The sequence below is a fragment of the Pseudomonas sp. GM78 genome (assembly GCF_000282475.1).
Lineage (GTDB): Bacteria > Pseudomonadota > Gammaproteobacteria > Pseudomonadales > Pseudomonadaceae > Aquipseudomonas.
The window spans coordinates 15,253-40,876 of record NZ_AKJF01000037.1 but is presented as its reverse complement, the minus strand read 5'-3'; the positions used below and the strand labels follow the sequence as shown (position 1 = coordinate 40,876).

Below are 25,624 nucleotides of genomic sequence, written 5' to 3'. Positions count from 1 at the left end.
GCATTGGCAACAATCGCCTTCCTCGGCTAGGGTCACTTTGCGTATCGAACCGAGGCGTTTTGATTGGCAGAAATCAACTCAAGGAGGAACCGATGTCATCCACGCGTAATGCCGAACAAACCTATCGCCAGTGGTCCAGCCCGATCCTGCTTGAACTCAAGGAGCGAGAGCACCAGATGTCCCCGTCAGAGCGTGAGGCACTGCAAAACATTCTGCTGGAAAGAAGGCTGATCAATGTCGGCAACCCGAACGGCAGTGATCGGCGCAAGGCGGATTTGGGCGGTGAGGATAAACAGGAGTAGGGAGGCGCGCCTGACCCTTTTTTCGGTGTACATATCCGTTGCTGCGGTAACGGCGACTTATGGTTTCGCCCTTACGGCGACTCACTTTTCCAAACGCCGAAAAGTAAGCAAAAGGTTTTGCCCGGCGCAGAACGACAGCGCCACGGCCAGCGATCAGGTACCGGCACCGCAAGCCACCGGCAACGTCCTGCCCAACGACAGCGACGTGGATGCCAACGACGGCTTGCAAGTGGTCGCCGTGCGCACCGGCAGCGAAACCGGCACCGGCACGGCCGGCGTGATCGGCCAGCCGATCCTCGGCCTCTATGGCACGTTGATCCTCAACGCCGATGGCAGCTACACCTACACCATCGACCAGAGCAACCCCGCGGTGCTGGCCGCCGCCGGACTGGGCCAGGTGCTGCAGGACGTCTTTACCTACACCGTCAGCGACATCAACGGCGCGACCGACCAGGCCGAACTGGTGATCGCCCTGGACATCGCCACACCGTTCATCCCGGCACCGCAGGGCAACTTCTTCGACCGCGACCCGAACGACCGCAACGCCAACTTGCGCGTGCCTGATCCGACCCCTGCGATCTTCATCACCCCGGTGGTGGAACGCGAGGCCCGTTTACTCGAAGTCTCGACCTGGGGCGCGGGGGGTTCCAACCTGCGCCTCGCCAGCGTGGGCGAATTCACCAGCGATTCGCTGGGCGCGGGACTGGGCATCGTGCCCGGCCAGTTCGTCGCCCAGGCCGTGCGTGAAAGTCGCCTGGAAAGCGACCTGGACTTGCTGTGGATTCTCGGACGCCAGGGCCGCACCAGCCTGAGCGCCGATGGCCTGTTGAGCGATCCGTCGCTGTTCACCATCGACAGTGCCCACATGACCCAGGGCCCGGCGCAAGCCGAGAAACCGGCCGAACCACGCCAGGCCCGGGGCTTCAGCGCCCAGTTACGCAATGCCGCCACCAGGCTGTACCCGGTCAATCGTGAACCCGAAAATCCGTCGAACTGAATAAGAACCGGTAAACGCAAAGGATTGAATATGCAAAGAACCGCGACCAGGCTATTGAGCTCCGCCCTCGTTTCGACGCTGCTGCTCAGCGCATGCTCATCGCTGGAGCCCAAACCCGCCACCGAGGAGGAAAACCGCCAGCGTATCCTCGCCGATCAATCGCGCATGTATTCCGGCCAGGAAGCCGTCACTGCGCCCATCACCTTTTATGAGGCGGCCGCGCGAGCGCTCAAGTACAACCTCGACTATCGCCTCAAATTGATGGAAAGCGCCCTGGCCTCGGACCTGCGCGACGTGTCGAGCCATGAGATGCTGCCACGCCTGGTGGCGTCGGCCGGGTATGCCGGACGCAACAACGACTCCGGCGGTACCTCCATTGGCATCGAGGACCGGCAGGTCAGTTTGCGCGCATCGACCTCCGAAGAACGCTATCGCGAACTCTATGGCCTGGGGCTGAGCTGGAGCCTGCTGGATTTCGGCGTGGCCTATTACCGCACCCAGCAGAAATCCGATCAGATCCTGATGGCCGAGGAACGCCGGCGCAAAGTCGCACAGAACGTGCTGCAGGATGTGCGCAACGCCTACTGGCGCGCGCTCGGCGCCCAGCGCCTGATGCCGGAAGTCGACAAACTGCTGATCCGCACCCACACCGCCCTGACCTCGGCCCGTGACGCGGAAAACCGGGGCCTGTTGCCGCGCCAGGAAATCCTCGCCTACCAACGCGCCCTGCTCGACTCGATCTACCTGCTGACCGTGCGCCGCCAGGACCTGGAGTTCGCTCAGGCGGAACTGGCGGCCCTGATGTCGTTGCCACCGGGCTCAAAAATGGTCCTGGCCGACACCACCGAGCCGCCATTGCCGGAAGTCGCGGATTTCAACCGGCGGATCGCTGGGAATCGCTGGCCGCGCTGTGACTCCGGCCAGTCCGGGCATTCATGACCAGGTTACCCGCGGCAACTTCCCGCGCACGACATACACCCCACGCCAGCGCTGTCGTCATCGTATCGTGGGGCAAGCAGTCTTGGGCCTCTTCAAACAGGGGCGATCCGTTTTTGTCGTAGACACCGATGAATAACTGCGTTCTGCCCTTTCTCGAAACTCTGGTTTGAACATCAATCAGGGTGCCATCATCTTGCAATTCGTCGTGCGACCGACAGTGCAACTCGCAGTCCGCCCAGAGCCAATAAGTGGAACCTCTGCGCATCATCTTCGCGGCCTCCTCTTGTTTGAATATCAATGAAAACCAACGCAGTACGAAATATTTAGTACGACAAATCTACAGCGTCAACTTCCTGAACGCTGCCATTTGTCGGGTGGTTTTCCGCCACGCAATTCCCCCCAAACATATATTTTCAATATCGAACTTTCTGCAAATTTAGTTTTTCCAAATGGATTAAACAGTGATCTCCATACTTGGGAATCAATCTGATTTTTCCAGTGAAAAGGTTGATACTCAACGGAGATTGCGTGGTCACAACCTATACGCAGACCGACGCTACGTTACCGTTCAGCGCTACCTGGCTCTGTACCCCTTCTGCATGGAGCAGCTACCGAAATCGCGGTTTACGTTGGGCAGCTGGAGGCAGATCCTGCCCCGGCGATTGAGGTGAACCCTATGAAAACCACTGCGAAGCGCTCACCCAATGTTCCGCAACGAAAGGAACTGATCCCCAGCGACCTTGCATTCCCGGTGGTCGGGATTGGCGCTTCTGCCGGTGGCCTCAACGCGGTGAAATCGTTCTTCGAGCATATGCCCAATGACAATGGCATGGCGTTCGTGGTGATTCTCCATCTCGCCCCAGACCATGAAAGCATTGCCGACCGGATCATCCAGGACGTCACGCAAATGCCGGTGCGCCAGGTGACCGAGACGATCTCGATCGAGAAAAACTCGGTGTACGTCATCTCGCCGGCCCATGACCTGATCATGAACGACGGCTATCTGTCGGTCGCCCCTGCACAGCGGTCGGCGGGCAGCCACATCGCGATCGATCTGTTCTTCAGGGACTTGGCGAATGTGCACAAGGAGCGGGCGTTTTGCGTGGTGCTGTCCGGCGCCGGCTCCGATGGCGCGGTCGGCCTGTCGCGCATCAAGGAGCAAGGGGGGGTCACCCTGGTCCAGACGCCCGAAGAAGCCGAGTTCGACAGCATGCCGCGCGCGGCCATCGACACACAGATGGTCGACCTGGTAATGCCGGTGGCGGAAATGCCACAAAAACTGCTGGAGCTCTGGCACAACGCACAGACCATTACCCTGCCCGGTGCCAATGATCCTGGCCTCAAGACGCCCCTTCCCGCCGAACGGGAAGCAGCGATGACCGAGCGTTTGCTGCAGGACATTCTGCTGCATTTGCGCACGAATACCGGCCACGATTTCAAGCACTACAAGCGCGCCACGGTGCTGCGCCGGATCGAGCGGCGCTTGCAGGTGACCGCCCAGCGAGACCTGGCCGCCTACTATGACTACCTACAAGCGTACCCGGAAGAAAACAACGCACTGCTGGGCGACATGTTGATCGGCGTGACCAACTTTTTCCGCGACCGCGAAGCCTTCGAAGCGCTGGAACGTGAAGTGGTGCCCAACCTGGTGAAATCGTTGCGCAACAGCCAGCCGCACCGTGAGGAAATCCGCGTCTGGTCAGCCGGCTGTTCGACCGGCGAAGAAGCCTACAGCGTGGCCATTCTGGTGAGCGAGCAATTGGCACTCGACGCGGCCACGGCCAAAGTGCAAGTGTTTGCCACTGACATCGATGAGCGCGCCATTGCCTTTGGGCGCAAAGGTGTCTATCCCGGGGCGATCGTCACTGATGTCCCGCCACAGCGCCTGCGTCAGCATTTCGTCAAGGAGGGCCAGAACTTCAGGGTGCACAAGGAAATCCGTGACAAGGTGCTGTTCGCCAGGCACAGCTTGTTGCTCGACCCACCGTTCTCGCAGATCGACCTGATCGTCTGCCGGAACCTGCTGATTTACCTGGACCGCGACGTACAACGCACTCTCTACGAGATGTTTCATTTTGCCTTGCGGCCAGGTGGCTACCTGTTCTTGGGGTCCTCCGAATTCGCCGACGGTTGTCCGGACCTGTTTACCCCGGTGGACAAACGCAATCGCATCTTCCGCGCCAGGAGCGCTTCGACTTCCGCCCGGCGCGCTCCGGCGCTGTTTCGCGATGGCCACGCGCGAATCCCCACCACCGCCAGCCCCATCGAAACCAAACCGACTCGCAAGATTTCCTTCGCCGATATCCATCTGCGCGCGCTGGAAACGACCGCGCCACCGAGCATCATTGTCGACGCCAATGGCAACATCCTGCACTTGAGTGAAGGCGCCGGGCGCTTCCTGCGGTATGTGGCGGGGGAATTAACCCGCAGCTTGCTGGCACTCGCGCTTGCGGAATTGCGCCTGGAGCTGCGCACGATGCTGTACCAGGTTCATCAAACAGGCGCGCCAGTCACCTCGAACAAAGTGCGGATCGAACGCGAGCAGCGCTATTACCAGGTGGACCTGACCGCGCACCCGTACAAGGATGAAGAGAGCGACAGCGAGTACGTGCTGGTGATCTTCGAGGAGCAGGAAATCATTGCGGATCTACAGTTGGATGTGGCTTCGAACGAGAGCGACAACCAGCTGCTGGCCAGTCTCGAGCATGAACTGCAGCGCACCAAGACGCACTTGCAGGAGACGATCGAAGACTCGGAAGTCTCCAGTGAAGAACTCAAGGCGTCGAACGAAGAAATGCAGGCCATCAACGAAGAGCTGCGTTCGGCCACCGAAGAGCTGGAAACCAGCAAGGAAGAACTGCAGTCGATCAACGAAGAACTGCTGACGGTCAACTACGAGCTCAAGACCAAGGTTGAAGAAACCGACAAGATCAACGACTACCTGTCCAACCTGATTACCTCCACCGACATCGCCACGGTGTTCGTCGATCGCAACATGCGCATCCGTTGGTTCACCCCCCGGGCCACGGACATCTTCAGCATGCTGCCGGTCGATACCGGGCGCTCGTTGATGGACATCACCCACCGGCTCGATTATCCGGAAATGGTCGAGGATGCGCAGACCGTGTTTGGTTCGCTGAACATGATCGAGCGTGAGGTCAGCAGCATTGACCAGCGCTGGTACATCGCCAGATTGTTGCCCTATCGTTCCAGCGAGGATCATATCGACGGCACGGTGCTGACTTTCATCGACATCACCAAGCGTCGTGCCGCCGAAGACGAGCTACGCCTGGGCGAGGAACGCATGCGCCTGGTCGCGGAAAGCACCCACGACTTTGCCATCATCATCCTGGACGAGAATGGCGTGATTACCGACTGGAACACCGGTGCCGAGCTGATATTCGGCTACACCAAAGCGCAAGTGCTCGGCGCGTATTACGACCTGATTTTCGTGCCCGAAGACCGCGCGACGGGCGTGCCGGAAACCGAGCTGCGCCAGACCCGCGAGCAAGGTCGCGGCGAAGACGAACGCTGGCACCTGCGCAAGGACGGCAGCCGCTTCTATTGCAGTGGCGAAGTCACGCTGCTTCAGGGCGAGAACCTGCAGGGCTATGTGAAGATTGCCCGCGACCTGACCGGTCACAAGCGCATGCATGACGAACAAAGCCAGCAGCTGGCCGAAACCCGGACCAGCAGCCACCTCAAGGACGAGTTCTTTGCGGTGATGTCCCACGAACTCAAGCACCCGCTCAATCTCATCCAGCTCAATGCCGAACTGCTGCGGCGCCTGCCGATGACCAAATCCGCCGAGCCGGCCATGAAAGCCGTGAACACCATCTGCGATGCCGTCGCCAGCCAGGCACGGATCATCGACGACCTGCTGGACGTCGCCCGGGTGCGCACCGGCAAGCTCAAGCTGAAAAAACAGGCGGTGGACCTGGGACGGATTCTCCAGGACATTCACACCGTGGTCGTCAACGACCAGCATCCGTGCGTCATCACGTTGGAGGTGCCTCAACCCCCCGAGCCGCCGCTGGTGGTGGATGCCGACAGCACACGCCTGGAACAGATCATCTGGAACCTGGTGAATAACGCGTTGAAGTTCACTCCGGCAAACGGTCGAGTCGAACTGATCGCCAGCCAGGTTGACGGCATGGCACGCCTGGATGTCATCGACAGCGGCGCCGGGCTTGAACAGGACAACCTGCACAAAGTGTTCGACCTCTTCAGCCAGGCGGACAACCAGCACACCCCGCAACAGCGCGAAGGCCTGGGCATCGGCCTGTCGTTGGTGCGCCAACTGGTGGAAGCCCACGGCGGTTCGGTGGATGTGCAGTCCGAAGGCATTGGGCGCGGTTGTACCTTCACCATCCGGTTGCCACTCTCCCGGCCCTCGCAGCAACCGAGCGAGCAACCGGCCGTCGCCGAACAGGGGCGTTTAGTCGGGCAGAAAGTGCTGCTGGTGGATGACTCCCGAGACGTCATGGAAGTCCTGCAGATGTTGCTGGAAATGGAAGACGCCCACGTAGAAGCCTTCAGTGACCCGTTGCAAGCCCTGAAGGCGGCCAAAGACAGCAACTACGACGTGATCATTTCGGACATCGGCATGCCGGTCATGGATGGCCATCAGTTCATCCGCGCCATCCGCCAGATTTCCCAACTCAAACACACGCCCGCCATCGCCCTGACAGGCTATGCCACCAGCGACGACGAGAAAAAGGCCAGGCAATCGGGCTTTGACTACCACGTGAGCAAGCCGGTGTCCCATGACGACTTCATCGACCTCATTGACGAGGCTTGCAGTACGCGGCCTTACTGAACGGCCGCGTACCGTTCAATTCGTCCCTACCTGATGTTTTCCCGCGAATTGCCTGCGGAACCAGTCCGAGAGCATGGCCTTCTCGGAATAGAGCCTGTCACTTCGGCTGAGGCGCCCCGGGCGCTGGAGGTACATCTGATCCATGACCCTGGCGTCGGCCTGACTGACGATCTCACCGCTTTGCTTGAGCACGTAATGCAGATCGATGCTCGGCCACGTGATATCGCGCATGAAGCGCACGTCGTAGGCATTGGGCCTCCAGGGTTCGTAGCGACCGGCCAGGTCGATGTTGCGTATTTCGATTTGCAACGCCTGATTAGGTGGCAGGTAGCGCTCACCCAGTTTCTGGATATGGCTGCGCAACGCGTTCATGACGTAAGGATCGGCACCCCGTTCATAGCCCGGACTATCCAGGCTGGCATCGTTGAAACTCTCGGGGTTCTTGAAGACGACTTCGACCGAAGACGCTGCGTTGGCGAGTGGCACCGCCAACAGGGCGATCGAGATGCAAGCGATTATCGAGCGCATGGCCTCACCTCCAGGCGCAGCGCGATTCGATGCAGGCTGCACCCTATTCAGTTTACGCCCAGGTACATGTGTGGGGTACTGGATGATCCATGGCGCGCTAATCCACTAGTCGGGCAAAAGGTACCCTCGTCCAGAGAGCGTTGACGCACCCACCCCGCAAGCGTTGAATTTTCCTGTAGCTCATACAGGGAGGACACAACATGGCAAAAATAAAAATCCTGGCCGGGGATTTCCTTGAGGGGAATGCAGTGCTGGAACCTGGGTTCATCACGATAGAAACGGCTGTCTACCCATGGCCCGGCCTCAAGATTGCCACATCCGAAATACTCGATGCCACGGTCGTCAGTGAAACGTCTTATCGGGATGTATCGAGCACTGTCGGCCTGGGGTTGGCGGGCGCATTGGCCCTCGGACCGATCGGCGCTGTCGCCGGGGTGATACTGGCGGACGATGAGGTCGAACTGACCTTTTCGATGCAGCTCAGGGATGGCAGGTCGCTGCTGTGCGCGACCGAGAAGCGCACCTATCGGGACATTGAGGCGGCAATAGGCAAGCAGGCGATTACGAAGTATTTCACATAGCGTTGAATGTGCAGACCGCAGCATTCCTGAGCCCGGCCAGGTGCCGGGCTTTTTCATGGCTTTCAAATAAGCTTCACGGCGACAGTCATACACCCGGCCACACTGGCGATGGCTCGCCAGCGCAGCACATGGATGCTAGCGAATGCCCGCCCCTGCCAGGGACTCGGGCGACCACTGTGCCTTGGACAGCGCACTGATGTAGTGGATGCCGCCGTACGGGCCAACCACGCCGTTGATGTTGTAGGAACCGCCAACCAGGTCGTAGATCATGTATGGCGTGGCGTCCGGCACCTGCTTGTCATAGCTCTGGCTCAGGAAGGCGAAGGAACCACGGTAGAGCTGGCCACGGGAGTCGTACTGGTCAGAGGCCAGGGCCACCCAGCTGTCTTCATCCAGGTAGAAGCGGCGCTTCTGGTAAACGTGACGTGCGCCGGACTTCAGGTTGCCTTCCACCACCCAGACGCGGTGCTTCTCCCAGCGCACCATATCCGGTGCCAGATGGTTGGAGGTGGTCAGCGATTTCGGATCCTGGGCGTAGGTCAGCTTGTAGGTGTTGTAGGGCACGATCATTTCCTCCTTGCCCACCAACTTCCAGTCGTAGCGATCCAGCGCGCCGTTGAACACGAACACGTCGTCGTAGGTGCCGGTGCCGGCCGTGCCCGGGTTGGGCGTGTCGTAGGCCAGGCTCGGGGCCAGCTTCACTCGGCGCTGGCCAGGCAGATACTGCCAGGCGCGGCGGGGCATCTCGATGGCGTTGGTGGCGTCCTTGAGCATGATGGCTTCACCGGCGCGCCGCGCCGGGCCGGTGTAATACAGTTTCATCTGGTAGTACACGTCGGAGCTGGTGATCGGCTGCGACATGTTCTCGTAGATCGGGTAGTTGATGAACGCTTGAGCAGTGGTCGCCAGGCTGGCCACACCGGCCGAGTCGACGTTCCAGGAATCGTACTTGGCATTGATATTGACGCCCTGGTAACGCAGCAGGAAGTTCCACATGGCCTCGGCGCCCGATTGCGGAATCGGGAATGGCACGCCCGGCAAGACGTTGTCGATGGCCAACCCGCCTTCGAGGGACTTGGCCCCGGTAGCATTCTTCACGCTGTTATCCAGTACCGCCTGCGGTAGTACTACAGTGCGGTGGGTCGGATAAACATCGACACGGTAGCTGGGATATCGCTCGATCAGCTTCGCCGTGGTGGCCGTGAGCATGCCCTGGTATTGGCGGATGTTCTTGCCGTCGATCACCAGCACCGGCTTTTCACTGGCAAAGGGGTCCGGACGAAAAGTGTCGCCCGCCTTGAAGCTGGCCGGAGCGGTGGTCAGGCCGCCGTTGTAGGCCGGAATGGAGCCATCGGCATTACCGGCCTTTTCCGCCCCCACCAGGGTCAGGCTGGTGCCCAGCCTGGCCACCTGTTCGGGGGAAACCGCGGCCTGTACCGCCGTTGTGCACACCACTGCAAGGGAAGTCGCCATCAAACTTTTCACGAACATCATTCTGTAGATCTCCTGCCCGGAATCCGGGCAATGCGAATGTTTAGAAAGTTTTTTCAAGGTCGGGCCACGGCCAACTGACTTCGCCTCGAACGCGTACTACAAACGCTATGTTCATGCATTGACTTGTCTCCGTTTGTTTTTGTTTTTATCTAAACAACATCAAGTATTTCGATGACGGGGTTGCACTTTCCTGCCGAGATCATTGCTTGTTGAAATCAACCTTTATAGCGAACACACGCCTGGCGTTGCTGGCCGAGTTTTTCAATACCCAAAGTGACAATGTCGTTTTCTTCAAGGAAAACCGGTGTGGGCTTGATACCCATCCCAACGCCTGGAGGCGTACCCGTGGTAATAATGTCGCCAGGGTAAAGCCGCATGAACTGGCTGATATACGCCACGAGGGTGGGCACATCAAAAATCATCGTCGCCGTGTTCCCTGTTTGCCGGCGAACGCCGTTCACATCCAGCCACATGGATAAGTTCTGTACGTCGCCTATCTCATCCTTGGTGATGAACCATGGGCCGATCGGGCCAAAACTATCGCAACTCTTTCCTTTATCCCAGGTCCCCCCACGCTCCAATTGATAGGCTCTTTCCGAAACATCATTAACCAGGACATAACCCGCTACATGCGCGAGTGCATCTTTCTTATCGAGGTAGGCGCCTTCACTGCCAATAACAATTCCAAGTTCAACCTCCCAATCGGTTTTTTGGCTATCGGGTGGAAGGATGATTTCATCATGGGGGCCCGTGACACAGGAGTTGGCCTTCATGAACACGATAGGTTCCGAGGGAATCGGCAGATTGGCTTCCTGCGCATGATCCCGGTAATTCAACCCAATCGCGAGGAACTTGCCGGTTACCCGCAGTGGCGCCCCCAACCTTGGACTCCCCTCCACGGCTGGGAGAGTCGACGGGTCGATATCCTGTAGATGCGCCAGAGATGATGGCGTGAATGTACTTGCGTCGATGTCGCTGAGCATACCGCTCAGGTCTCTGATGATGTCCTGGCTATCGAGCAGCCCAGGCTTCTCCCTGCCCTTTTCTCCGAATCTTACCAATCGCATAGTTTCGTCCAGATGTTGAAGTGGGGTGTTGTACTCAACAGCCAGTTCGCGCTGTTTAAAGGACGGCGCCCCCATTGGGACTGATGACCTGCCCCACGAAATAGTGATCGCCTGCAAGGAACGTCGCCACGGACGCATATTCATCCGTTGTCCCGAACCTGCCCGCCGGTATGACTTGCCAGAACCTGCGCCGACCTTCCTCGCCGATGGAGTCGAGATATTCTTCAAAGAAAGGAGTCGACACCCCGCCCGGTGCCAAGGCATTGACCAGGATATTGCCCCCGGCAACTTCCGCCGCGACCGATTTGGTGAAGGCAATGACGGCGCCCTTCGACGCGCTGTAGTGCGGACTGTGCGCACTGATTGCCGACATCCCGGCGATCGAGGCAAGGTTCACGATGCGACCATAGCGCTGTTCCTGCATCAGCTTGAGCGCTTCGCGCGTGCAATAGAACATGCCGTGCACATTGACATCCCAGTACCGATGCCACTCCTCGTCGGTAATTTCACTGGTGAAACCTAGCGACTGTCTCGGTTGCGCAGTCGTGATGTAGGCGTAGTGTTTATTGCGTCGTACTGCGTCAGCTGCCCCCGTGGGAGCCAGCGCCGCGTTATTCACCAGAATGTGCAAAGTGCCAAAACGCTGGACAATGTCGGCGAACATGGCGACGACCTGGCTGCTCGAAGAGATGTCGCAGTGCAGGGCCAGGCAGTTGGCACCTGCCGCTTCAACAGCCTTTCGGGTTTCCTCCAGGGCGGGAATATCGATATCGCAGATCACGACATCCGCACCGGCCCTCGCGAAATGCAGTGCAATGGTTCCCCCCAGGCCACGGCCAGCGCCGGTAATCAATACGACACGGCCTGCAAAGTTGCGCGTGCTTGCCTGCGCCATTTCAAATGGCGCGTGTTCAAGTTGCTCGTCCAATGGCATAAATGACTCCGGTATTTGGTTGACGTGAGACAAGTATCTGCAGAAAAATAAATCCGGTTTTGACGATCTGGGGTAATAATTTTACATTTTGGGGTAAGCGGGTGTTTCAGCGCTAAACATGGGTCCGTAGAGGGACAACCTGGGCTTGGCAAATACACGCCGCAGCATCGGTTCAAAAAAACTCAGGGGCAACGTTTCACCTTCAGGGTCGAAGGCAGGACTGTCGTACAACTCGATAAACTCTGCAGTGCGCACATAGTTCGAATGTTCCTTGAACATGTCGCGCATGTGGCGATCCATTCCAATGCGGTGAAAAAAGTTATAACCCTGAAAAATCCCATGATTCTGGATCATCCAGTGATTTTCTTCGCTGACAAAGGGTTTGAGGATAACCGCCGCCACTTCAGAGTGATTGTAGGCGCCTAACGTATCACCGATGTCATGCAGTAACGCGCACACCACATACTCTTCATCGCGACCATCACGATAGGCGCGCGTAGCCGTTTGCAGGCAGTGACTCAGGCGATCAATCGGAAAGCCGGAAAAATCACCCGACAGCAGATTCATGTGCGCGATAATTCGATCCGGCAAGGCGCTGGCAAAGCTTTTAAACTCTGCAGCTATGATATCCCAGTCTTGTTGAGTGCTTTGATCCATCCGGGTAAACAATGCAGTTTCGCTCATTTAACTCTTCTCATCTTGATGAATTTTAGTTAAAGCGACATTCATTAGTTAAGTTAGAGTCGTCACTTGTTCCAAAACGTCTTACTCATCAGATCGCGCGGCGCATAAGGCTGTAACTCTGAGCGGTAGGTCCTGCCTCGGGCATATCCGCCAGGAACAAGGCCAGCGACACCACGTCTTCCGGGGTCTTGAACCACTCTCCCGGGGGGATCGCCGCATCGCGCGTCATCTCGGTCTGTACAGGCCCTGGAATCAGCTCGTTGACACTGATGTTGTATTCCAGCAGTTCCAGCGCGAGCGACTGGGTGAGCATCCACATACCGCTCTTGCTGCAGGAGTAGGCCGAAAAACCGGGGGTGGCACGGTGGCGCTGGCCAGAACCGATCATGATGATTTTCCCGGCACCGCGCCGGCGCAGGTGCGGGATGGCGGCATGAGCGGTGTGGTAGGCACCGGTCAGGTTGATGTCGATGGTCTTGCGCCACTGTGCAGGGTCACTGTCCTCGATCCGTCGTTGCTCGTTCGCGATGCCGGCGTTGGCGACTACGATATCGACACCGCCGAATTCATCGCTGGCGCGCTGGTACAGGGCGACGACTGCGGCGTAGTCACCCACGTCGGCTGTCTGGGCGACAGCCTGGCCGTCTGCCTCGATGATCATGCGCACGGTCTCGGCTATTTCCGCTGCGCTGCGTGCACTGCAAACCACCGCGGCGCCGGCCTGCGCATAGGCCAGGGCAATGGCGCGGCCAATGCCACGACCAGCACCGGTGATGACGGCGACTTTACCCTTGAGCGGTTTTGAAAGGATGTGATTCATCGTCTGCATTTCCTTACGGGATGTGAGAGGTGTTTTTCAACGCGATTGTTGGCAACTGGAGGACGCATGGCGGCGCAGGTCGTGGAGGTAATGAGACCTTGCGAAAGCAAACGCCAATGCTGCGCCAATCGAGACTAACGGGACCCACTGCAACGCACCGAGCAGGCCGATTCTGTCGGCGAGCAGGCCCGTCAGATAGGGCCCTGGCGCGGCACCCAGCAGGTTGCCGGCCAGCGCCAGGGTAGCAATGGCGGTGCCATGGAGAGAGACATGCACCAGATCGGTAACGATGGCGCCCGCCGAGCCATAAGTGCCAGCCGCAAAAAAAACGCCCGTGATGATGACCGCAAACTGTCCGGTGCCGGGTGGCAAGCGCATGCTGATCATCAGCAATACGCAGGATCCCAGGCAGTAGAGGATGGCGGGCAGCGCTTTATTTTTGTCCGACTTGCGCCCCACCCAGTCAGTGAACACGCCGCACAAACCCATGCCGAGCCCGCTGGCGATCAGTAAAACGGCCGCCGCCAGTGCCGACTTGTCAGCGGGTAAATCGTAGTAGCGGTTAAGGTAGCTGGGCATCCAGGCAATGATGGTGTACGCGGTAAAGAGCTGAAGGCCACTGCCAACATAGGTGAACACCAGCGTAGGCGCGCCGAACAAGGTCTTGAGAAGTGAGCGCAATCGAATTTTTTCAACACGTTTGCCCTCCACCGGCGACTCGGCCAACTCGAGGTGCCTGTACCGCGCCAGGCGTGTTTCACTCACCGTGAATGCAAAGAACAGGATCAAGAGAAATCCGAGCGCCGACATGGCAATCAACGCGGCGCGCCAACCAAAGTGATTCGCAATCACGCCGCTTGAAGCCAGCCCCAGTACCGAGCCAAACATCCCGGCGGAAGTAAAGGCCCCGGTCAGCGTGGCACGCATGGAAGACGGGAATACACTCAAGATGATTGCAAGCCCAACGCTGCCGTAGCCCGCCTCGCCTATACCGACGAACAATCGGGCGAGCAGCAGCTGGTTATAGTGTTCTGCCAGCCCACAGGCCAAAGTGCTCAGGCTCCAGAACAGCGCCATGATCACCACACTTTTAACCCGCCCCCAGCGGTCCGCCATCAACGCGGCCGGTACAGCCAGCAAACCCACCGCCAGGCCCACGATACCGCTGAGCAGGCCGAGTTGCGCATCGCTCAAGGCCCACTCGGCCTTCAGTTGTGGAAAGACTGCATTGAGTGCCTGTCGCGACATGTAGTCAGACAGCATCAATGCATAGATAACGATAAATACCAGCCAGCAATAGGCACGCGGGCGTGAAATCTCGCGCGGAGGATTCGCTGCAATCGACATGGAAAACTTCTCTACCTGCATATCGCCCCCATTATTTTTATCCCACGCAATTCAAGCGAATTGCGCACGGCTGCAGTCCGGGCAGGAAGGCGCTACCGCCTTTCTGCCCGTGCTCTGAGAGGAGAACTATCGACCGTGGGTCGAGGGAACTATCGGGCCCGCAGTGCGGTTGGGAAGCATGCCGTTTGCAGCTAGGGTTTCGTCTGCGTCCTTGTACCAGGTGCCAATGCGGTAGATTTGGCGCGCCTCCTTGCCGGTCGCAATCTCGCGGCCCAGCTCTTTTGCCACACGAACCGTTTGCCGGACCTGATCCACAGAGCCGAAGCGCTGGCCATGCTGACCAATGATGGTGTCTTCGTTGCCGCAGCGCGGGTGCAACCCCATGGCCAATGCCATCATGTTGAACGGCAGCACATTCTTGAGCAGAGACTCGGCGGTCAATGTGCACGCTTGCGGTACACGCTGGACGAAGTTCATGAAATTGAACGGATTGGGGCCCTCGAATCCTCCGCCCACCCCGATCCAGGTCAAATTCAATGGGCCGGTGTAAACGCCTTTGCGGACCAGGCGCTGCAGGGTTTCGAGCGCGTGGATACCCGTGAGCTGGAAGTGCGGCTGAATCCCGGATGCCTGCAATCGACGCAGGTGCTCCGCCACCCAGGCAGGTCCCGCGGGCACTGTCATCTCGCTATAGGCTGCGCCGAGTAGCGGATTGCCCAGTGAGGTGCCCTCGATGTATTCGGGATAGAGCAACTCCATGATGTTCATCTGCGTCGTGTTGATCGCTACCGTCACCTGGTCGGGCTTCGGATCAAGGTCTGCCAGCATATGGCGCGTGTCGTCGGACAGCCACTTGGCGGCCTGGCCATCGTTTTCCGGGGCGAATGAAATTGAACCGCCGACCTGGATGATCATGTCCGGGACAGCTTCGCGCACTCCGGCGATCAGCTCATTGAATTTGGACAGGCGTTTGGAGCCCTTGCCATCAAGTTCGCGCACATGCAGGTGCAGCACAGTGGCGCCAGCCTCGTAACACTCCACTGCCTTTTCGATGTGTTCTGCCATGGTGACCGGTATATCTTCCGGGAAATCCTCAGGCATCCACTCGGGACCGTACGGAGCGACGGTAATAACTACTTTTTCCTGGTTTTCCGGGTGCAGCGAATCGTCTAGAAATTGCATTTTCTATCTCACTGTCAGCTAGTTGGATCGGATTGGAAAAAGGCTGTGCCTACCCGCTCAATAAGGCCGGTCACCGATGATCGTGGCGCGGTCCATCTGGCGATGGCACGGTGGATAATCCATCACGGCGTAATGCTGGGTGCAGCGGTTGTCCCAGATCGCCATGCTGTTTTTCCTCCAGCGCCAGCGCACTTGATATTCCGGTACGTACGCCTGGCTGATCAGGTATTGCAGCAGGTCGCCACCGGCCTGGTTGCAATCTTGTCCGTAACGCACGCGTTCCTTGGTGTGGTAGTTCACGAAGTGCGTCGCGAAGGCATTGACGAACAGGACCTTTTCGCCGGTTTCAGGATGAGTGCGGACCACCGGATGCTCCGCGTCCGGAAACTGGGCCTTCAACGCATGGCGTTTTTCACGCGGCATTGCCGCGCCGAAACTCGACTGGATGCTATGACTGGCAATCAGGTCGCTTATCTGCGCCTTGACCTGATCCGGCAGGTTGTCATAGGCCAACACCATATTGGCCCACATCGTGTCACCCCCTACTGGCGGACACTCCACGCAGCGCAGCACGGCCCCCATCGGCGGTGCCTGACGCCAGGTGGCATCGGTATGCCAGGTGTTCTCATAGCGTTCGAGCGGCGCGTCCGGGCGCTTGTAGATTTGCACCAGACCGGGCGCCTCGGGGTCGGTTGGCGCTACCGGGTGGTCCTCGAGATCGCCAAAGCGGCGTGCAAACCTCGCATGTTCAGCCCTGGTTATGTCCTGGTCACGCAGAAACAGTACCCGATGTTTGATCAACGCCTCGCGGATAAGCCCGAACACTTCATCGTCGTGGATTGCATCGGCTACATTGACACCGGTTAGCTCGGCACCGATGGAACAGGTCAGTTGTTCAACTCGCATGGTGACCTCCTCAGATCACGAAAATCGAGGAACCCGTGGTTTTGCGCGCTTCCAGATCGCGATGGGCCTGCACCGCGTCCTGTAGCGCGTAACGCTGGTTGATCGGGATGTTGATGCGACCGGCTGCAACATGACCGAAGATTTCCCCGGCGAGTGCGGCCTTTTCCACCGGATCGACGATGTAATCCGCCAGTGCCGGACGGGTCAGGAAAGGCGACCCCTTGGTGGCAAGGATTTGTGGATCAAAGCCTGAGACCGGGCCGGAGGCGAAGCCCAGGCATACGACCAGCCCGCGCCGCTTGACCGAATTCAAAGAGGCATCGAAGGTGTCTTTGCCCACACTGTCGATCACCACGTTGACGCCAACGCCATCGGTCAACTCGCGGACCCGTGCGGACACGTCTTCGTGGCTGTAGTTGATCGTATGGTCACAACCATGGGCCCGCGCAATCTCGGCCTTGGCTTCGCTCGATACGGTGCCGATAACCGTCACACCGAGCAGCTTGGCCCACTGCGACACGATCAGTCCGACCCCGCCCGCCGCCGCATGCATGAGGATGGTGTCGCCGGCCTTGAAGTCATGGATGCGACGCATCAGGTAGGACGACGTCAGCCCGCGCATGGTCATGCCCGCCGCTGTTTCGCACGAAATGGCATCGGGCAGTTTGATCAAGGGCGCCGCGGGTATCAGGCGCTCGGTGCTATAGGCACCCAAGGTGTTAAGGAAGCCGGTGTAGGTAACCCGATCGCCGACCGCAACATTGCTCACCCCTTCGCCAACGGCCTGGACCACGCCAGCGCCTTCCACGCCCATGCCGGCGGGAAGCGGCATCGGGTACAGCCCCGAGCGGAAATAGGTATCGGCAAAATTCAGGCCCACCGCTTCATGACGCAACCGAACCTGCCCAGGACCCGGATCGCCAACCTCTATTTCTTCCCACCGCAGAACATCCGGACCACCTGTTTCATTCATACGAATTACGTGTGCCAAATTGATTCTCCTCGAATACGAAATGCCGATCGATTGCGCTCAATATCAGTGTGGTTAGCGCCACTCGTAGAAAAAGTATCCGCGAATGTCCGCTGTTGGACTTGACATTCTGGGGTATTTTTTTTACATCTCGAGGCAAAAATGGAGTTCCAATGCCGAGTTTGCTTAGAAGTTCAAGCCTGACGAATTTTATCGACGTAGCCCTCTCCGTCGGCCTGGACCCCTATCGACAATTGCGCAAGGCAGGCATCACCGATGCGGCGCTGATGGATCCAAGCATCATGATCCCGGCAAAATCGGTCATGCACTTGTTGGAAGACTCTGCGTATGCCGCGAAGATCGAAGACTTTGGCCTGCGCATGGGCCAAACCCGCCAGCTGGATAACCTCGGTCCCCTGGCCATCGCCCTGCGCGAGGAGCAGACGCTGCGCAAAGCTTGGCAATCGCTGACACGCCGCCTCGGGCTCACTAACGAATCAATGGACTTAAGCATTGAAGAAGCGAACGGCGTGGCGATTTTCAAGCAGGAACTCACGGACAACATGGGGGGGTCAGTACGACAAGCGACCGAGCTCGTCACCTGCGTGATTTTCCGAACATTGAAACAACTGCTTGGCCCCGCCTGGAAACCTCGCAGTGTCTGTTTCACGCACCAGGCGCCAGCCAACCTGGCGATGCACCGGCAGGTGTTTGGTGCTTCGGTTCGGTTCAACCATGAATTCGACGGCATTGTCCTGGCCACCAGCGATCTGGATGCGGCGATCCAGTCCTATGACCCATTGATTGCGCGTCATGCACGGGAATTCCTCGATGCAAAACTGGCCCAGTCCGACGTGACGATGCCTGACAAAGTGCGCAAATTAGTCTTCGCGCTATTGCCGGCGGGCGAATGCGTAGCCGAAAAAGTGGCCCAGCAGCTTGGCGTGGACCGCAAGACTATGTATCGCCATCTCGCCCATCACGATCAAAGCTACTCATCCATTGTTGATGACGTTCGGGTCGATCTGGTGAACCGTTATGTCGTGAACCGCGAGCGATCGCTTTCAGAAGTCGCCATTCTTCTAGGCTTCTCGTCCTTGAGTGCCTTTTCGAGATGGTTTTCGGGGCGCTTTGGTTGCAGTGTGACGGCATGGCGTAGGGAGAAGCAGCGAGCGTAGTGTGGCGCGCGCTCAAAAACCGCAGCCAATAAAAAAGGGCTTACCGCATAAACGGTAAACCCTTGATATTCATGGTGCCCGAAGCCGGAATCGAACCGGCACGCCCTTACGAGCGGGGGATTTTAAGTCCCATGCGTCTACCAGTTTCGCCATTCGGGCGGTAGCGCGGTGAATCAGAGGGGGGAATATATACATCCCGTCCGGGCGAAGCAAGTTTGCGACGGTGTTTTTCGAACACTGGATCGACCCGGTTGCGGAAAAAAAAGCGCCTGAAATCATGGATCTACGGTGTTTTTTTACAGCATCGGGCAAGATCGACAGCGAACTTGCCCCCATTGCGCCGCGAAAACGACAATATCACCTTATGTTTCAACAGTTTGGCGGCACAACCCTACCTTTTCACCGCCCTCGCCCGCTGCCAGGCCAGCCAACCCCGCAACCTGATCTATGCTGGTGCCAGCAGCGCCAATATTTGCCTTCGCAATGCGGTGCAGTCCGCATTATCCTCACCCCTTTCCTGGACCCGTTTGAATTGGCGTCGGCAGGCTGCCGCCATCGCCATTTAAGGCCTTAATTGATGAAGTCTTCCACGAAGCACGCCCCCGATGCCCCCCAGCGCAGAGAGTTGACCCCGAGTACGCTGGACTTTCCTGTGGTAGGCATCGGCGCTTCAGCCGGCGGGCTTCAGGCCGTGAAATCATTTTTCCAGCACATGCCCGATGACAACGGCATGGCCTTCGTGGTCATTCTTCATCTGTCACCGGATCACCAGAGCATCGTCGACCGGATCATCCAGGAAGTCACCGGGATGCCAGTGCTGCAGGTGACCGAAACCACTGACATCCAAAAGAACACTGTCTACGTCATCCCGCCCGCGCACCACCTGACCATGAGCGATGGCTACCTGTCGGTGACGCCGGCCGATCGTCACCCTGGCTTGAGCATCGCCATCGACCTGTTTTTCAGGGATCTGGCGGATGTGCACAAGGAGCGTGCCTTTTGCCTGGTGCTGTCGGGCACGGGTTCCGACGGCGCGGTGGGGTTGTCGCGCATCAAGGAACAAGGCGGCGTCACGCTGGTGCAGGCCCCTGAAGATGCCGAGTTCGACGGCATGCCCCGCGCCGCCATCGACACCCAGATGGTCGATCTGGTGCTGCCGGTGGTGCAAATGCCGCAAAAACTGCTGGAGCTGTGGCACAACTCGCAAGCCATTCACCTGCCCATCACCGACGACCCTGACGCCAGTATCGGCCCTGCTGCCAGCGAGCGCGACGCTGTCGTCGCGGAACAGCTGCTGCAGGACATTCTGCTGCAACTGCGCGCGGGCACTGGCCACGACTTCAAGCACTATAAGCGCGCCACGGTGCTGCGCCGCATCGAGCGGCGCCTGCAAGTGACCGCGCAACCGGATCTGGCCGCCTACTATCAGTACCTGCAAGTACACCCGCAAGAAACCCGGGAACTGCTGTGCGACATGCTGATCGGCGTTACCAATTTCTTTCGCGACCGGGAAGCCTTCCAGGCGCTGGAGCGCGATGTCGTGCCCGGCCTGCTCAAGTCGTTGCAGGACTCACTGCCGCACCGTGATGAGATCCGTGTCTGGTCGGCGGGCTGCTCCACCGGTGAAGAAGCCTATAGCCTGGCGATGCTGTTGACCGAACAGCTGGTGCAGCAAGACAGCCCTGCCAAGCTGCAAGTCTTCGCCACGGATATCGATGACCGGGCCATCGCCTTCGGCCGCAACGGCGTCTATCCCGAGGCGATCGCAACGGACGTGCCGTCGTCCTACATGCGCCGGTACTTCAGCCGGGAGCAACAGCACTTTCGCGTACGCAAGGAAATCCGCGAGAAAGTGCTGTTCGCCAGGCACAGCCTGTTGCTGGACCCGCCGTTCTCGCAAATCGACCTGATCGTCTGCAGAAACCTGCTGATCTACCTCGACCGCGACGTGCAGCGCGACATCATGCAGATGTTCCATTTTGCCTTGCGCCCAGGCGGCTACCTGTTCCTGGGGTCTTCCGAGTCCGCTGACGCCTGCCTGGACCTGTTCACCCCCGTGGACAAACGCAACCGCATCTTCCGCGCGAAGAGCGGCCTGGCCAATACCCGGCGGGCACCGGCCATGCCGCGGGGTGGCTACGTGCGCACCACCGTCGCCAGCAGCCCAGTCGTCACCCAAACCGTGCGCAAGACGTCCTACGCCGATATCCACCTGCGCGCCCTGGAAAAGGCCGCGCCGCCGAGCATCATCGTCGACACCCATGCCAATATCCTGCACATCACCGAAGGTGCCGGACGTTTCCTGCGTTACGTGGCGGGAGAGTTGTCGCGCAACTTGCTGACGCTCGCCCACCCGGACCTGCGACTGGAGATCCGTACCACGCTGTTTCAGGTGCAGCAGGCCGGCACGCCAGTGACCTCGCGCAAAGTGCGGATCGAGCGTGAGCAGCGCAACTACCTGGTCGACCTGACCGCGCACCCGTACAAGGACGACGAGACAGAAAACGAGTACGTCCTGGTGATCTTCGAAGAGCGCGAAGTAGTGCCTCAGGACTCCCTCGCCAACGTCGCCAACCAGACCGAAAACCGGATGTTGAGCAATCTCGAGCAAGAGCTGCAGCGCACCAAGCTGCATTTGCAGGAGACCATCGAGCAATCGGAGGTTTCCAGCGAAGAGCTCAAGGCCTCCAACGAGGAAATGCAGGCCATCAACGAGGAGCTGCGTTCGGCCACCGAAGAGCTGGAGACCAGCAAGGAAGAGCTGCAATCGATCAACGAGGAACTGTTGACCGTCAACTACGAGCTCAAGACCAAGGTTGAAGAAACCGACAAGATCAACGACTACCTCACCAACCTGATTGCCTCCACCGACATTGCCACCGTCTTCGTCGATCGCAACATGCGCATCCGCTGGTTCACCCCCAGGGCCACGGACATCTTCAGCATGCTGCCGGTCGACACCGGGCGCTCGCTGATGGACATCACCCACCGCCTGGATTACCCGCAGTTGGCCGAGGACGCGGCGACCGTCTTCGATTCGCTGAACATGATCGAACGCGAGGTCAGCAGCAACGACCAGCGCTGGTACATCGCCCGCCTGCTGCCCTACCGTTCCAGCGAGGACCACATCGACGGCACGGTGCTGACCTTCATTGACATCACCAAGCGTCGCGCCGCCGAAGACGAGCTGCGCCTGGGTGAGGAGCGCATGCGCCTGGTCGCGGAAAGCACCCACGACTTCGCGATCATCATTCTCGACGACCACGGCATGATCACCGACTGGAACACCGGTGCGCAGCTGATTTTCGGTTACGCCAAGGACGAAGTCCTGGGCGCCTGCTACGACCTGATCTTCACCCCCGAGGACCGCGCCGATGGCGTGCCCGAGGCTGAACTGGCGGCGGCACGCGAACATGGGCGAGGCGAAGACGAGCGCTGGCACCTGCGCAAGGACGGCAGCCGCTTCTATTGCAGCGGCGAAGTCGCCCTGCTCAAGGGGGAAAGCCTGCAGGGCTATGTGAAGATTGCCCGCGACCTCACCGGTCACAAGCGCATTCATGACCAGCAAAGCCAGCAACTGGCCGAAACCCAGACCAGCAGTCACCTCAAGGACGAGTTCTTTGCCGTGATGTCCCACGAGCTCAAGCACCCGCTCAACCTTATCCAGCTCAATGCCGAACTGCTGCGGCGACTGCCGATGACCAAATCCGTCGGCCCGGCCATGAAGGCGGTCAATACCATCTGCTATGCCGTGACGAGCCAGGCGCGCATCATCGACGACCTGCTGGATGTCGCCCGCGTGCGCACCGGCAAGCTCAAGCTGAAAAAACAGGCCGTGGACCTGGTCCGGATTCTCCAGGACATTCACACCGTGGTGGTCAATGACCAGCATCCGTGCGTCATCACGCTACAGGTGCCTCAGCCCCCCGAGCCGCCGCTGGTGGTCGATGCCGACAGCACACGCCTGGAACAGATCATCTGGAACCTGGTGAACAACGCGTTGAAGTTCACCCCGGAAAATGGTCAAGTCGAGCTGATTGCCAGCCAGGTCGACGGCATGGCACGCCTGGATGTCATCGACAGCGGCGCAGGGCTTGAACAGGATAACCTGCACAAGGTGTTCGACCTGTTCAGCCAGGCGGAAAACCAGCACACCCCGCAACAGCGCGAAGGCCTGGGCATCGGCCTGTCATTGGTGCGCCAATTGGTCGAAGCCCATGGCGGCTCGGTGAACGTACATTCCGAAGGCCTGGGCCGCGGATGCCGGTTTACCGTCCTGTTGCCACTGTGCCAGACGCCACAGCACGCCAACGACCAACCGCAAAGCCCCGCTGAACCGGGGCGCCTGATCGGCCAGAAAGTGCTGCTGGTGGATGATTCGAGCGACGTGATGGAAGTCCTGCAGATGTTGCTGGAAATGGAGGATGCCCACGTCGATGCCTTCAGCGATCCGCTCAAGGCCCTGCAAGCGGCCAGGGACAGCAGCTACGACGTGATCATCTCGGACATCGGCATGCCGCTCATGAATGGGCACGAACTGATTCACGCCATTCGCCAGATCGCCCAACTCAAACACACACCGGCCATTGCCCTGACGGGCTATACCACCAGCACCGACGAGAAAAAGGCCAGGCAATCGGGCTTTAATTACCACGTGAGCAAGCCGGTGTCCCATGATGATTTTATCGACATCATTGATGAGGCGTGTAATTCAAGACCCTATTGAGGTGCGCAGCTGATACGGTGAGCTTGCGCAGACAAGCTCATATGGCCTGGACCTTCCAAAGCTGGTCGAGCTTCGTGGTGTAGCTCTGGCTCATCATTTCCCGGCGCATGCCCCAATCCGGATGGGTTGGCACACTGGCGGCCCGAAGCGTTCCCCTTCCCCACCTTCCGTTGATCTGATCCAGCACCGCCATCACGCGACTGGCCTCAGCCGGTTGCGAGGCGGCGAACAGATCATCCGTATACTCGCCGGGCTGGCACAGGTTCAGCAGCATGACCTCAGCTTTGCTGTAGGCGTATCCCGGGCGGAATACTCGATCAAGCGCGTCGACGGCCGTCCTGGTCAGCAGGCGCACGTCGTCTGTTGGGTACGGCAGATCCACCACCACACCGTTCGCGTATTTGGCCTCCTCGGGATTGAACATGCCGGTACGGATACTGACCCTGATCTTCTTGCACAGGGAATTCTGCGCCCTGAGCTTTTCCGAGGCGCGCATCATGTAGGTGGCGACGGCCTCCTTGATCGGTGCAAGTTCCTTCAGCCGCATGCCGAACATTCGGCTGCAGCAGATCTCCTGCTTTGGCGGGTCCGGTTCATCCAGTTCCAGGCACGGCGTTCCCGCCAGTTCCCGGGCGGTCTTCTCGATCACCACGCTGAAGTGTTTGCGCAGCGACCAGGCATCCGCCTTGGCCAGGTCCATGGCGGACTTGATGCCCAGTGCATTCAAGTGCATTTTCATGCGTCGGCCCACGCCCCACACTTCACCCACGTCGGTGTTGCGCAGCACCCAATCGCGTTTCACCGGGTCGCAAATGTTCACCACACCGCCAGTCTGCGCCTGCAATCTTTTCGCCGTGTGGTTGGCCAACTTGGCCAGGGTCTTGGTGGGGGCGATGCCAACGCCTACCGGGATACCCGTGCACCGCAGCACCTGGCTGCGAATCCGACGACCGAATACGTCCAGCCCTTCGATACCGGTCAGGTCGGCAAACGCCTCATCGATGCTGTACACCTCGACCGCTGGCACCATCGACTCGATCAGCGTCATCACCCGCTCGCTCATATCGCCATACAGGGCATAGTTTGAGGAGAAGGCGACGATGCCCTGCTGTCGAAGCTTGTTTTTAATCTGGAAATACGGCTCGCCCATTTTCACGAAAGGCTTGGCGTCGTAGCTACGCGCGATGACGCAACCATCGTTGTTCGAGAGGACAACGATCGGGACCTTGGCCAGGTCCGGGCGAAATACCCGCTCGCAGCTTGCGTAAAAACTGTTGCAATCGATCAGACCGTAGACCGGCGCTGGCTTAGACATGGCTGCGCACACTGCCTGTGATCACACCCCAGATCGACAGCTCGTCACTCTCAAGAACATAGCGCGGGGGGTATTTGGGGTTCTCCGACAACAGGATCACATCCTTGCCCCGGAAGCACAGACGCTTGCAGACCGGATCGTTGTTCAGCAAGGCAACGACGATATGCCCATGGGCGGGTTCAAGCGAGCGGTCCACGACCGCCAGATCCCCCTCGAAAATCCCCGCCCCTTGCATGCTCTCCCCGGTTATCGATACCAGGTAGACGTGCGGTGCGCGAATGTTCAGCACTTCATCCAGCGAGATGTGCGCTTCGATGTGATCCGCTGCGGGCGATGGAAAACCTGCCGGCACCCGGAACAGACAGAGCGGCAGTTTGCGACCGCCTTGGCCAATAGGTCCTAAAATTGCAAAGCTCATGACGCACGACTTCCAATACTGTACGAATATACAGTTAACGTCCAGAAGGCCTTGCGGTCAATTTTTTTGTAGGAAAAATCTGATAGATGGGTGAGTCAACGCGCACTCGAAGTTGTGGTTGCGGAACACCTTCCAAAAATTGCGGAAACTTTCACTTTCCCGAGGGCAATAAAAAACCCCGTAGATCATTGATCTACGGGGCTATTTATAGTGGAGGCCGAGGTCGGAATCGAACCGGCGTAGGCGGATTTGCAATCCGCTAGTGAAACGCATACTGGCTGCGGCCTGTAGCCTTTTTTAGTTCCGAAACTGAGGCAAAACAGATGCACTACAGACCGCGTAGAATGCGGGCTTGCCCTTGAGTTTGGGAACTGATTTTACCCCCTCCTCCGGCGTTCTGCCGACCGAATTCAACTC

At 58.8% G+C, this 25,624-nt stretch carries 18 protein-coding genes, 1 tRNA gene and 2 pseudogenes; 7 read left to right on the top strand and 14 right to left on the bottom strand.

Annotated elements, in window-relative coordinates:
* The first annotated feature begins 92 nt into the window (after positions 1-92).
* The 3 genes and pseudogenes from PMI35_RS27330 to PMI35_RS27340 form a co-directional block, all read left to right on the top strand.
* Positions 93-302: a hypothetical protein gene (locus tag PMI35_RS27330; protein WP_008055678.1), complete on the top strand. Its 210-nt coding sequence runs from the start codon at positions 93-95 to the stop codon at positions 300-302.
* A gap of 124 nt (positions 303-426) precedes the next feature.
* Positions 427-1,299, top strand: a pseudogene (locus PMI35_RS27335) (Ig-like domain-containing protein); the annotation flags it as partial.
* Between the two features lie 30 nt (positions 1,300-1,329).
* Positions 1,330-2,166: pseudogene (locus PMI35_RS27340) on the top strand (TolC family protein); the annotation flags it as partial.
* A gap of 7 nt (positions 2,167-2,173) precedes the next feature.
* Here PMI35_RS27340 and PMI35_RS35150 read toward each other — a convergent pair.
* A complete protein-coding gene (locus tag PMI35_RS35150) occupies positions 2,174-2,506 on the bottom strand; it encodes a hypothetical protein (protein WP_008055675.1) in 333 nt (110 codons plus the stop codon).
* Positions 2,507-2,914: 408 nt separating this feature from the next.
* Between PMI35_RS35150 and PMI35_RS27345 the strand changes: the two genes are divergently transcribed.
* Positions 2,915-7,057, top strand: coding sequence for a CheR family methyltransferase (locus PMI35_RS27345; RefSeq protein ID WP_008055674.1), 4,143 nt, complete (start codon positions 2,915-2,917; stop codon positions 7,055-7,057).
* Positions 7,058-7,072: 15 nt separating this feature from the next.
* On the opposite strand, the gene PMI35_RS27350 is transcribed toward PMI35_RS27345, so the two are convergent.
* Entirely contained in the window at positions 7,073-7,585 is a 513-nt protein-coding gene (locus tag PMI35_RS27350) for a DUF3016 domain-containing protein (protein WP_008055672.1), read from the bottom strand.
* Positions 7,586-7,785: 200 nt separating this feature from the next.
* On the opposite strand from PMI35_RS27350, the gene PMI35_RS27355 reads away from it, so the two are divergent.
* The gene (locus PMI35_RS27355) at positions 7,786-8,166 is read left to right on the top strand and encodes a hypothetical protein (protein WP_008055671.1); all 381 of its coding nucleotides are present in this window, start codon (positions 7,786-7,788) and stop codon (positions 8,164-8,166) included.
* A gap of 135 nt (positions 8,167-8,301) precedes the next feature.
* On the opposite strand, the gene PMI35_RS27360 is transcribed toward PMI35_RS27355, so the two are convergent.
* The 9 genes from PMI35_RS27360 to PMI35_RS27400 all read right to left on the bottom strand — a co-directional run bounded on the left by PMI35_RS27360 (position 8,302) and on the right by PMI35_RS27400 (position 17,591).
* The gene (locus PMI35_RS27360) at positions 8,302-9,660 is read right to left on the bottom strand and encodes a DUF1329 domain-containing protein (protein WP_008055670.1); all 1,359 of its coding nucleotides are present in this window, start codon (positions 9,658-9,660) and stop codon (positions 8,302-8,304) included.
* A gap of 215 nt (positions 9,661-9,875) precedes the next feature.
* Entirely contained in the window at positions 9,876-10,727 is an 852-nt protein-coding gene (locus tag PMI35_RS27365) for a fumarylacetoacetate hydrolase family protein (RefSeq protein WP_008055669.1), read from the bottom strand.
* A gap of 55 nt (positions 10,728-10,782) precedes the next feature.
* Complete coding sequence (locus tag PMI35_RS27370) at positions 10,783-11,661, bottom strand: SDR family NAD(P)-dependent oxidoreductase (RefSeq protein ID WP_008055668.1); 879 nt, start codon at positions 11,659-11,661, stop codon at positions 10,783-10,785.
* 81 nt (positions 11,662-11,742) lie between these two features.
* Positions 11,743-12,345, bottom strand: a complete 603-nt coding sequence (locus PMI35_RS27375; protein ID WP_008055667.1) for an HD domain-containing protein — start codon at positions 12,343-12,345, stop codon at positions 11,743-11,745.
* Positions 12,346-12,433: 88 nt separating this feature from the next.
* The gene (locus PMI35_RS27380; protein WP_008055666.1) at positions 12,434-13,165 is read right to left on the bottom strand and encodes an SDR family NAD(P)-dependent oxidoreductase; all 732 of its coding nucleotides are present in this window, start codon (positions 13,163-13,165) and stop codon (positions 12,434-12,436) included.
* Between the two features lie 36 nt (positions 13,166-13,201).
* Positions 13,202-14,512 (bottom strand): MFS transporter, encoded by a 1,311-nt coding sequence (locus PMI35_RS27385; protein WP_202949497.1) that lies wholly within the window; start codon positions 14,510-14,512, stop codon positions 13,202-13,204.
* A 126-nt stretch (positions 14,513-14,638) separates the two neighbouring features.
* Positions 14,639-15,694: a 3-keto-5-aminohexanoate cleavage protein gene (locus PMI35_RS27390; protein WP_008055662.1), complete on the bottom strand. Its 1,056-nt coding sequence runs from the start codon at positions 15,692-15,694 to the stop codon at positions 14,639-14,641.
* A gap of 57 nt (positions 15,695-15,751) precedes the next feature.
* A complete protein-coding gene (locus PMI35_RS27395; RefSeq protein ID WP_008055661.1) occupies positions 15,752-16,600 on the bottom strand; it encodes a TauD/TfdA dioxygenase family protein in 849 nt (282 codons plus the stop codon).
* A 10-nt stretch (positions 16,601-16,610) separates the two neighbouring features.
* Positions 16,611-17,591, bottom strand: a complete 981-nt coding sequence (locus PMI35_RS27400) for a quinone oxidoreductase family protein (protein WP_008055660.1) — start codon at positions 17,589-17,591, stop codon at positions 16,611-16,613.
* Positions 17,592-17,743: 152 nt separating this feature from the next.
* On the opposite strand from PMI35_RS27400, the gene PMI35_RS27405 reads away from it, so the two are divergent.
* Positions 17,744-18,748, top strand: coding sequence for an AraC family transcriptional regulator (locus PMI35_RS27405; protein ID WP_008055659.1), 1,005 nt, complete (start codon positions 17,744-17,746; stop codon positions 18,746-18,748).
* A gap of 72 nt (positions 18,749-18,820) precedes the next feature.
* Here PMI35_RS27405 and PMI35_RS27410 read toward each other — a convergent pair.
* A tRNA-Leu gene (locus PMI35_RS27410) sits at positions 18,821-18,907 on the bottom strand.
* A 418-nt stretch (positions 18,908-19,325) separates the two neighbouring features.
* Between PMI35_RS27410 and PMI35_RS27415 the strand changes: the two genes are divergently transcribed.
* Positions 19,326-23,474, top strand: a complete 4,149-nt coding sequence (locus PMI35_RS27415) for a CheR family methyltransferase (protein WP_008055658.1) — start codon at positions 19,326-19,328, stop codon at positions 23,472-23,474.
* A 37-nt stretch (positions 23,475-23,511) separates the two neighbouring features.
* Here the strand turns inward: PMI35_RS27415 and umuC are convergent, their stop codons facing one another.
* Both umuC and PMI35_RS27425 read right to left on the bottom strand, forming a co-directional pair.
* A complete protein-coding gene (gene umuC / locus PMI35_RS27420) occupies positions 23,512-24,789 on the bottom strand; it encodes a translesion error-prone DNA polymerase V subunit UmuC (RefSeq protein ID WP_008055657.1) in 1,278 nt (425 codons plus the stop codon).
* Positions 24,782-25,207, bottom strand: a complete 426-nt coding sequence (locus PMI35_RS27425; RefSeq protein WP_008055656.1) for a LexA family protein — start codon at positions 25,205-25,207, stop codon at positions 24,782-24,784. The genes umuC and PMI35_RS27425 overlap by 8 nt, the downstream gene beginning before the upstream one ends.
* Positions 25,208-25,624 lie beyond the last annotated feature (417 nt).

Excerpts from the sequence above, each read along its gene's own strand:
- PMI35_RS27330 (WP_008055678.1), top strand. The coding sequence starts at position 93 with ATGTCATCCACGCGTAATGCCGAACAAACCTATCGCCAGTGGTCCAGC.
- PMI35_RS35150 (WP_008055675.1), bottom strand. The coding sequence starts at position 2,506 with ATGATGCGCAGAGGTTCCACTTATTGGCTCTGGGCGGACTGCGAGTTG.
- PMI35_RS27345 (WP_008055674.1), top strand. The coding sequence starts at position 2,915 with ATGAAAACCACTGCGAAGCGCTCACCCAATGTTCCGCAACGAAAGGAA.
- PMI35_RS27350 (WP_008055672.1), bottom strand. The coding sequence starts at position 7,585 with ATGCGCTCGATAATCGCTTGCATCTCGATCGCCCTGTTGGCGGTGCCA.
- PMI35_RS27355 (WP_008055671.1), top strand. The coding sequence starts at position 7,786 with ATGGCAAAAATAAAAATCCTGGCCGGGGATTTCCTTGAGGGGAATGCA.
- PMI35_RS27360 (WP_008055670.1), bottom strand. The coding sequence starts at position 9,660 with ATGATGTTCGTGAAAAGTTTGATGGCGACTTCCCTTGCAGTGGTGTGC.
- PMI35_RS27365 (WP_008055669.1), bottom strand. The coding sequence starts at position 10,727 with ATGCGATTGGTAAGATTCGGAGAAAAGGGCAGGGAGAAGCCTGGGCTG.
- PMI35_RS27370 (WP_008055668.1), bottom strand. The coding sequence starts at position 11,661 with ATGCCATTGGACGAGCAACTTGAACACGCGCCATTTGAAATGGCGCAG.
- PMI35_RS27375 (WP_008055667.1), bottom strand. The coding sequence starts at position 12,345 with ATGAGCGAAACTGCATTGTTTACCCGGATGGATCAAAGCACTCAACAA.
- PMI35_RS27380 (WP_008055666.1), bottom strand. The coding sequence starts at position 13,165 with ATGAATCACATCCTTTCAAAACCGCTCAAGGGTAAAGTCGCCGTCATC.
- PMI35_RS27385 (WP_202949497.1), bottom strand. The coding sequence starts at position 14,512 with ATGTCGATTGCAGCGAATCCTCCGCGCGAGATTTCACGCCCGCGTGCC.
- PMI35_RS27390 (WP_008055662.1), bottom strand. The coding sequence starts at position 15,694 with ATGCAATTTCTAGACGATTCGCTGCACCCGGAAAACCAGGAAAAAGTA.
- PMI35_RS27395 (WP_008055661.1), bottom strand. The coding sequence starts at position 16,600 with ATGCGAGTTGAACAACTGACCTGTTCCATCGGTGCCGAGCTAACCGGT.
- PMI35_RS27405 (WP_008055659.1), top strand. The coding sequence starts at position 17,744 with ATGCCGAGTTTGCTTAGAAGTTCAAGCCTGACGAATTTTATCGACGTA.
- PMI35_RS27415 (WP_008055658.1), top strand. The coding sequence starts at position 19,326 with ATGAAGTCTTCCACGAAGCACGCCCCCGATGCCCCCCAGCGCAGAGAG.
- umuC (WP_008055657.1), bottom strand. The coding sequence starts at position 24,789 with ATGTCTAAGCCAGCGCCGGTCTACGGTCTGATCGATTGCAACAGTTTT.
- PMI35_RS27425 (WP_008055656.1), bottom strand. The coding sequence starts at position 25,207 with ATGAGCTTTGCAATTTTAGGACCTATTGGCCAAGGCGGTCGCAAACTG.